Genomic DNA, 8,362 nt, shown 5'->3' on the forward strand with positions numbered 1-8,362 from the left:
GTCCATTTTTAATCCCTCTGCCAGTTTTTTTTGATTTTTTATTTGTTTCAAAAAGGCGGCTTTGGATTTGGTAAGCTCGTTTTTACCTGCACCAAAGTTCATGACATCCTCTGCCAGCAAAGGGGTCATTTCTTCAAGGGGCTTGTCTAACAAGCAAACCTGTATTACGGTATTATAAGCTTCGTCTAGAAGTTTTTGTTTGGCTTTGGTTAGCTTCATTATGAATAGATACCGGCAACCCGGTGATACTTGTTATTCCTTGTTATAGTCTGGAATAAATTTAATTTTAGCCTTTACCTCGTGCAAAGAAATCAGACAATCTTGATTTTACAAGATTGCTGCTTGTTTACTAATATACTTAAGATTTTGGAATAATGAGGACGGATGAAAAAAGATAGTAGCCTCACCAGGAGATAGCTTCGCTTTTCCTGAGAACGACTCGCACTGAAAATACAATAGTCCAACTGCAATGCAGTTGGTTTTATTTTTGGATCGGAACACAATTAACCAGGACTAGCTTCGCTGTTCCTGAGAAACGCTCGTTCTGAAAATACAAAAGGCCAACTGCTATGCAGCTGGTTTTATTTTTGGACCGCACCTCAATGAAACAAGTTTCTCTCGGTCGATCAAAAATAAAGGCCTAATGTGCTTATCCGTAGCCTCACCAGGAATCGAACCTGGATCTAAAGTTTAGGAAACTTCTATTCTATCCGTTGAACTATGAGGCCAAATATTTCTGTTGAAAAAATTATCAGGGGCACAAAAATAAGTATTTTTAATACGACATCAGAAGCTCCTTTTTATTTTTTAGTGTTTTGTTCTTCCCTTCTTTTTATTGATGTCTGAGTAGGTTTTAAAACATGCTTTGGAAATCTTCTAGGAAGCAGATTTAATTTGGGGTCTATATAGGTTTTACAAAAAGGTTTTTCCGGATTTTTCTGATAGTAATTTTGATACTGCTCCGCAGACATTTTAAACTCTTCAAACCCATATACCTTCGTGATTAATTTATCCTCAAACTGCTTTTGAAGCAGTTTTAAGATCTGCTCAGATTCTAGTTGTTGCCTAGAACTAAAGGCATAAACAGCAGAACGGTATTTTGAACGCATAGAATGATTGGAAGTGCATTTGTGGGTATGAAGATGTGCTTCTATTAAAACTTTTAAAGGAATCTTCTCAGGGTTGAAATCTAACAGCACTGCTTCACTAAATTCCACCGCCCCTGAAGCAGAAATCCAGCCCTGTTCTACATTTACAACTCCATGCAGGTTTTGAAACACCGCTTCTGTGCACCAGTGACATCCTCCCCCTAATCCAATTTTGTCAATTTTCATTTAACTTTTTAAGCATTTACATCCTAACAAATTGATTCCTAACAACATCCTTTGAATGTTTGAGTTCACTAAAATATCCCCGCTAATTTAAGTAACTTTATGCGCCTTCAAAAGGGCATATTATCCTGAATTGTAAAATGCAATGTATTAGCATGGCAAAATATAATAATTCCTTTGGGAATGTAGCACATTTCAACTATCAAAGTAAAATGGCAGTTCGCTTTTTTACCAAAGGAAAACTGCTATTTTTGTTTTTTTCCCTGATAGGGTCGCTTTGCTGGTCACAAGACATAGATATCAATGATTCAACCAAGACAAGAAACCCTGTAGAATCATTGCTTATTGATCGTGATCTGAGAAACTGGTCAGTGAGACTTTTAGGGAATGTAAAAGGCCAAGGATTCAGGTTGTCAAATGACAATGCCCGCCTTTCCTATGTCCCCAATAACTTGTTTGGTATTGGTGTCGGAGTTGCTACCCGAAAGCTAATACTGGATATCGCATTTAATTTGAAAGACAAGAGTACTGAAAGGACGGATAGATTTGACTTACGGGGCGGATTTATAGCAAAAAATAATGTCATCGATTTTTATCTTCAACGATATAAGGGATTTAATATTGAAAATTCCATAAATGCTACCAGCATTTTCAGAGATGATGTCAAATCTATAGCCTTTGGTATTGACTATCTATACCTGTTTAAATCAGATGAATATTCAATAAACTTACTGAGATCCGGCCTTAGTGATCAAAAGCAAAGCACATTTTCTTTTGGATTGGGAGGGTTTATGGTATATAATCAAATCAACGCGGATAATTCGCTGGTGCCCCTGGAATTATATCCTTTTTTTAATGAACAGGCAAGAATTATTGATTTCACAAATTATGGAATAGGTGTTATGGGCGGTTTGGTTAGTCTTATTAAACTTCCTTCAAACTTTTATTTTGGATTAAGTGCTCGGGCAGGTATTGGACTAACCATCAAAAATGCTGAAGCAGAGGCGGTATCCTATAACCCCAAGAATCCCATGATTTACAAAATAAAAGCCTTTGCGCTTTTTGGTTATAAATGGGAACGTTTTTATACCAATATCACATTTGGTGCCTCAACAAATCGCTCTAGTTTGGGGTATGGTAATAATGGGTCTTTTTCTCTTCTAGATGGCAAGCTTGCAGTGGGTTATAAAATCAAGGGAAGTAAAAAGCCTGTTAATTAGCAGAGAAGGAAACCACGTTATTGAAATCGGTTAATTTCTGTTTTACATTTTTCATAGCTAAACGAAATACGGAAACGTCTATTTTTTGAGCCGGTGTATTATAGTTCGTGATTTTGGTTAATTTCATATATACAGGTGATAATTTTTTATTCCCTTTATACTTAACGTTTATCTGCCATTTTCCGGGCAGAGACCCATCAACAAAGAATTCTTCAGAGGAATACCCCAAAGTTTTTTCATCTTTAATTCGTTCGGCCGCATTCTCCAGGGAATGCTCCCAGATAAAATTATTTCTTTGAGGATTAACAAATTCCAAATCAAATTCAGCCTCACTGTCATTCCATTCAAAAAACAACCTGGTTTCGCCCTTGTTTTTAGTGTAATTTTTAAGTCCAACTATATTCGATTCTGCCATAAACCTGGTGCCATGAACTACGAACAGGTTATTCATTTCTCCGTCTATAACCTTTTGGATCGCTGAACTATCATTGGCAAAAATCCCTTCGTTCACTAAGTATTGATAGCGGATATACATGTTGGCTGCATTTTTGTAATTCCCAAGTGCGTAATAACTATTTGCCATATCTCTGTAGGATTGCAAATATTCAGGCCTTAAAACAAAAATCTTTTTGTACAGTTCTTTGGACTTAGCGTACTCTTGAGCATAATCCAAAGCAAAGGCCATGGCTTTAGCATAGACAGGATTACTTTCCACAACTTCTATATTGTCCTCCAAAATTTGATTTGCAAAGACCTGATCGCCGGTATCATGAAAAAACAGATAGGTGTCTGTAATAAAATATGGGTCTTTTGCGTATCTAGTTACATATTTTTGATATACTTCACGTGCAGCAGCTTTTTCTTTGCAGGAATATAGATCCCTTAAATAACTGGTTGCCCTACTGCGATCTTCAGCAATCGCATCATTATTATATATGTTATTTCGAAGGCGTGCCCTGTCAAAACTTTTATTAGAATCAGAATCCGGTCTAACAGGAGAACTGATCGTATTTATAACTACAACCCCGCCTCTGGCAATACTGCCGTATCTAACCCTGCCTGCTAAGCCTGATATTATTGCTACCCGGTCAATATTCTCTACAGTTATAAAAGGAAGTTTTTTTAGGACCATCCCATCCAGATCATAAATTGCCGGGATTGCTCTACCTTGTAATTGAGGTCCACCTCCCCTTATATAAATTTCTCCTCCAAGACTGTATACACCTGCTGCCCTTCCCTTTAATGCTGTAATAACATCTACTGCTCCCGGGCTTAAATTATCTCCATCTACTAATTTTATAGAATAGCCGACGCTCTTGGCATCCAGATAACCAAAAGCAGTACTCAGGATGCTTTTATCAATCCCATATTGCAATCTTAGATAATCCTGATTCCTGGTGTTATTTTCTCCCACAACAACCTCCTTCAGCGCTTCTATGTTCATTTTCATTTCAATGTTCAATCTGGCAGTAACATCTTCCACTACTACTTCTACCCTTTGCATCCCGGCATAATCAAATGCCAATACATCAGATGGTTTGGCAGTAATTAAATATTTACCCTTTTCATCTGTAAAAGTTTCTTTGGTACTATTTAAAACCTGGACACATACGTTTTGTATTGGGGAGTTTCCAATAGTTACAATTCCTGAAATTTCATTCAGACTAGTATTAGAATGTAGCTGTAACGATAATAAAATACCGATTAGAACAAAAATCCTCTTCATAATTCCTTCATTAATTGATTTGAGATCTCATATCTAAATATAAGGAAAAATCAGCTGTTATGCCAGAATCGCTAAATTTCCGGGGCGCTCACTTTATTTTATAAATATTATATTTCCTGGTCCATTCAACCGACTGGCCGGATTTAATATCTATTTCATAAAACAACTCCGGACAAATAACATGTTTCCATCCCCAAAGATTCACTTTATTAGTTTGGAAACTTCCGGATTCACTTATCCCAATTTTGCTTTCAAGGTTTATTAATTGCCAGCTGGCATCAACACTTTCATTACCCGAAAGGTTGCTAAAAAAGAATTGCTCCTCAGGCGTGCCTTTAAACTTAATTTCATTTTGCCCAATAGCTACTTTTAATTCAGGGTTTACCGTTTCATCAAATAATTCAGGTTTAAGTTGAAATGGAAATTCTAATACATAGTTGTTCCCTATTAAATCTTTATTTATAGAAGTAAAATTGTGGACATATTCATCGGTACTAATATCTTTTTCACCCGTGTTTTGCAGATAATATTTAAGTGTAAAACCACTTTCAGCCAATTGAATCTCTTTTTGCAATAAATACGCATAGCCATTGGTGACTTCTGATTTGCATTTGATCAAAATCCGATCAGATTCCACATTAATTTTGAATTCGGCAGGTTTAACCTCGTAGTTTTTACTAAACAGGTATTGACTATCTTCTTTCTTTAATAATCCTACTCCTATTTTGTGAAACCACCCGCCTATTTCAGTCTCGTCAAATCCTAATGCCACATCAATTCCAAATTCATTATAAAATCCTTTCCCAAAAGAATCCTCGTTTTGATCATCCGTCCTTTCAGAAGTTGACAATGGAATATTTTGAAATTTTACATCTGCAATTTTTCCAGTCCAGTCAAATCTTGAAAAATTATAGTTTTCCAAAGGAAGGTCGATCTTAATTTCCAGGTTTTTGTTTTTAAGAATATGTGTCATAGCTAGAAAGCGGAATAGATTATCTAAATAAACTTATTTTAAGCGTTAAATTAAGTGCTGTTAAAAAGTTTTACAAATCGTGTTCCGGCAGCCATGAGGTCTTTGGTCTCTTATAAAAATGCAATCATCAAATCATAATCTATTTAACCTGAACTAAAATCACTGAGTGCGCCGGAACTTCAATCTCTAGGGTTCCATTTTTTATTTTTCCAATCTTAAAATCGGAAATAAAAACTTTTTCGGTTTTGCCAAAGTCATTATAATCTGTAATTTCTTTAGCTGTGATTATTTTGCCGCCGGCCGATTTAAAATCCTTTCCGAACTGGAGGTTTACAGCAATTGCCTTGTTGGGGTTTGCATTGGTCAGGGTAATACTGGTTATACCGTTTTTCTCTGAAGCCGAGGCTGTCAACGCCGGAATGGAATCCCCATTGTATTCGTAATTTTCGGTTTCAAAATCGATTGGTATAAGATTTGCATCCTGGTGCACGTTGTACATGTTAAAAACGTGGTAGGTAGGGGTTTTGACCATTTCAGGGCCGTTGGTCAGAATAACCGATTGCAATACGTTTACAATCTGCGCGATATTCGCCATACTGATACGGTCGGCATTATTGTTGAATATATTCAGGTTGATGCCTGCAACCAAAGCGTCACGCAGTGTGTTTTGCTGTTGCAGAAACCCATCCCTGGTGCCGGGCAATTTATCATACCACGTACCCCATTCATCAACGATCAGCTTTATTTTTCCTTCGGGGTCGTATTTGTCCATTACTTCCAGATGTTGTTCAATGTAATTTTTAATTTTCATGGTATTACGAATGGTTGCAAACCACATGTCTTCCCCAAAATCTGTTGAGGAGCCTTTGTTAGCCCATTCCCCTGTCGGCAGCGTATAGTAATGCAATGAAACCCCTTGTGCGAGGTGGTTTTTGCCCTTCAATCCTTCGAGAATTGTTTCGGTCCAATTTGTATCATTCCCGGAAGGGCCACAAATCACTTTTTGAAAATCTTCTCCACGAATATAAGATGAGTAATTTCTAAAAATATTGGCGTAATAGTCCGGCGCCATATCACCACCACAGCCCCAGTTTTCGTTACCAATACCCCAGTATTTGACATCCCAGGGTTCTTCACGGCCGTTTTCCTTGCGCAGATCCGTCATTGGGCTCTTATTGCTCGAGGTAACATAGTCTACCCAATCAACAGCTTCCTGGACTGTTCCCGTACCTACATTGATACTCAAATAAGGTTCTGTACCTATTAATTCACAAAAATTCAAAAATTCATGAGTGCCAAAGCTGTTATCCTCAGTCACTCCTCCCCAGAACACATTAACTATTGAGGGGCGGTCCTCTTTGGGTCCTATACCGTCTTTCCAGTGGTAGGTATCTGCAAAACATCCTCCCGGCCATCTCAATACAGGGACTTTTAATTCTTTAAAAGCTTCTACCACATCCTTTCTAAATCCATCGATATTCGGAATATCCGAATCTTCGCCCACATAAATACCCTCATAAATACAGGTGCCCAGGTGTTCGGAAAAATGACCGTAAATCTCTTTGTTGATCTTTATGTTAGTGTTATCAGGTTTAAGTTCGAGTCTGTTTTGGGCGAAAAGGTTCGTTATCAAAAAGAGGCAGGCAAGTAAAATTCCTTTTTTCATTTTTATGGTTTTAGATATGTTTAGTCTGTTTTTTTAGCATTAATATTTCAATAATCACAAATGCAATTTCGTCAATGGCGTATTTACAGTTACAATATATAATATTTAAAACTTTGTTTGCAGGAAGTATGGAAAATGTGCTATTGAAATACGGCTTTGGTATTCCTAATAATCGAGCTCCGCTCTACTTCTGTGCTCCCCCTGAAGTACTATTCTGATAATGTTTAATTTTATACCTCCAATAGTTATGTTGTATAAACGCCTAACACTTAAATCATGAGACTATTATTTCACATCACTTCATTTGCTTTGACGATCCTATTCTTATCATGCCAGCAAGCACCTAAAACTAATAGTCCTGAAGTTGAGACCAGTACATCCAGGGAATCAGGCGCATGGACCATAGAGAAGCGGGAACTACCACCTCCTTCGGGTGCAAGTGAGGTTTTTTACAAATCTGTCGAGGCAATAAAACAGCCTGATCCGGTCCGTAGCCGGAATGCCGAAATGACACAGGGAGCTGCTGCATGGAAAGCCTTTCAAAATAGCAGAGATTCGGCCGCTGCTTGGAATGCCATGAAATTGATAGAGACTATGCAAGTAACGGTTGAGGAAAAAGAAATTAGCGGTGTTTTAACCCGGATGGTTACACCACAAGTCATCGATGAAGCATTCAACGATGCGATCTTTATACATCTTCATGGCGGTGCCTACACCATGAATGCTGGAGTAGCTGGCATATCTGAGGCTGTCCTCATTGCAAATTGGGTACAAATGCCGGTCATCTCAGTGGATTATAGAATGCCTCCGGATTACCCCTTTCCTGCTGCTCAGAACGATGCTGTAGCTGTCTACGAAAAGGTGTTGGAGGATTTTCCGAACCATCATTTAATATTGGGGGGCACTTCGGCAGGAGGTGGATTGACGCTTTCGACAACCTTAAGACTAAAAAATGAGAATATCCGACTGCCCGAGGCCATCTTTGCCGGGACACCGTGGTCTGACCTCACCAAGACTGGTGATAGTTACTATATCATGGAAGGTATAGACCATGTATTGATTACTTACGAAGGGTTCCTTGAGCAAAGTGCGCTGCTCTATGCCGATGGAAAAGACCTTAAAGATCCCTATTTATCACCTGTTTATGGAAATGTTTCCAATTTCCCCCCGACATTCCTTCTTACGGGCACTCGAGACATGTTTCAAAGCAATACCTCCAGAATGCAAAGAATCTTGAAAGATAATGGCGTTAGGACCGAACTGGTCCTTTTGGAAGGATTCTCCCATGCGGATTACGGCTTAATACCAGACGCCCCGGAGTCTAAAGCCGCGTTTATGGATCTCAGGCTTTTCTTAAAGGAAGAAGTGGGATTGGAATAGTCCATATTGGCGCAAATTCGGCGCGCCCTGGGGCGGAGTGGCCTCGGCCGGCTGCTCGCCGCCGCG

7 protein-coding genes and 1 tRNA gene are annotated in these 8,362 nt (G+C 38.5%); 2 read left to right on the plus strand and 6 right to left on the minus strand.

The window, feature by feature from the left end; genetic code table 11:
• The 3 genes from Q0X89_RS10825 to Q0X89_RS10835 all read right to left on the minus strand — a co-directional run.
• A partial coding sequence (locus tag Q0X89_RS10825) for a hypothetical protein (RefSeq protein ID WP_297694008.1) occupies nt 1–219 on the minus strand: 219 nt, incomplete at its 3' end.
• 437 nt (nt 220–656) lie between these two features.
• A tRNA-Arg gene (locus Q0X89_RS10830) sits at nt 657–728 on the minus strand.
• A gap of 72 nt (nt 729–800) precedes the next feature.
• Nucleotides 801–1,334, minus strand: a complete 534-nt coding sequence (locus Q0X89_RS10835; protein WP_297694010.1) for a peptide-methionine (S)-S-oxide reductase — start codon at nt 1,332–1,334, stop codon at nt 801–803.
• A gap of 152 nt (nt 1,335–1,486) precedes the next feature.
• Here Q0X89_RS10835 and Q0X89_RS10840 point away from each other — a divergent pair, with 152 nt between their 5' ends.
• Nucleotides 1,487–2,551, plus strand: a complete 1,065-nt coding sequence (locus Q0X89_RS10840; protein WP_297694013.1) for a DUF4421 family protein — start codon at nt 1,487–1,489, stop codon at nt 2,549–2,551.
• Here the strand turns inward: Q0X89_RS10840 and Q0X89_RS10845 are convergent.
• The 3 genes from Q0X89_RS10845 to Q0X89_RS10855 all read right to left on the minus strand — a co-directional run bounded on the left by Q0X89_RS10845 (nt 2,544) and on the right by Q0X89_RS10855 (nt 6,916).
• Nucleotides 2,544–4,277: a carboxypeptidase-like regulatory domain-containing protein gene (locus Q0X89_RS10845; protein WP_297694015.1), complete on the minus strand. Its 1,734-nt coding sequence runs from the start codon at nt 4,275–4,277 to the stop codon at nt 2,544–2,546. The genes Q0X89_RS10840 and Q0X89_RS10845 overlap by 8 nt on opposite strands.
• An 88-nt stretch (nt 4,278–4,365) precedes the next feature.
• On the minus strand, nt 4,366–5,250 hold the full coding sequence (locus Q0X89_RS10850; protein ID WP_297694017.1) for a hypothetical protein: 885 nt from the start codon (nt 5,248–5,250) through the stop codon (nt 4,366–4,368).
• Between the two features lie 139 nt (nt 5,251–5,389).
• The gene (locus Q0X89_RS10855; protein ID WP_297694019.1) at nt 5,390–6,916 is read right to left on the minus strand and encodes an alpha-L-arabinofuranosidase C-terminal domain-containing protein; all 1,527 of its coding nucleotides are present in this window, start codon (nt 6,914–6,916) and stop codon (nt 5,390–5,392) included.
• Nucleotides 6,917–7,192: 276 nt separating this feature from the next.
• Here Q0X89_RS10855 and Q0X89_RS10860 point away from each other — a divergent pair, with 276 nt between their 5' ends.
• Nucleotides 7,193–8,296, plus strand: a complete 1,104-nt coding sequence (locus tag Q0X89_RS10860; protein ID WP_297694021.1) for an alpha/beta hydrolase — start codon at nt 7,193–7,195, stop codon at nt 8,294–8,296.
• The last annotated feature ends 66 nt before the right edge of the window (nt 8,297–8,362 follow it).

The sequence above is a fragment of the uncultured Eudoraea sp. genome, assembly GCF_947258525.1.
In the GTDB taxonomy this organism is placed as follows: Bacteria; Bacteroidota; Bacteroidia; order Flavobacteriales; family Flavobacteriaceae; genus Eudoraea.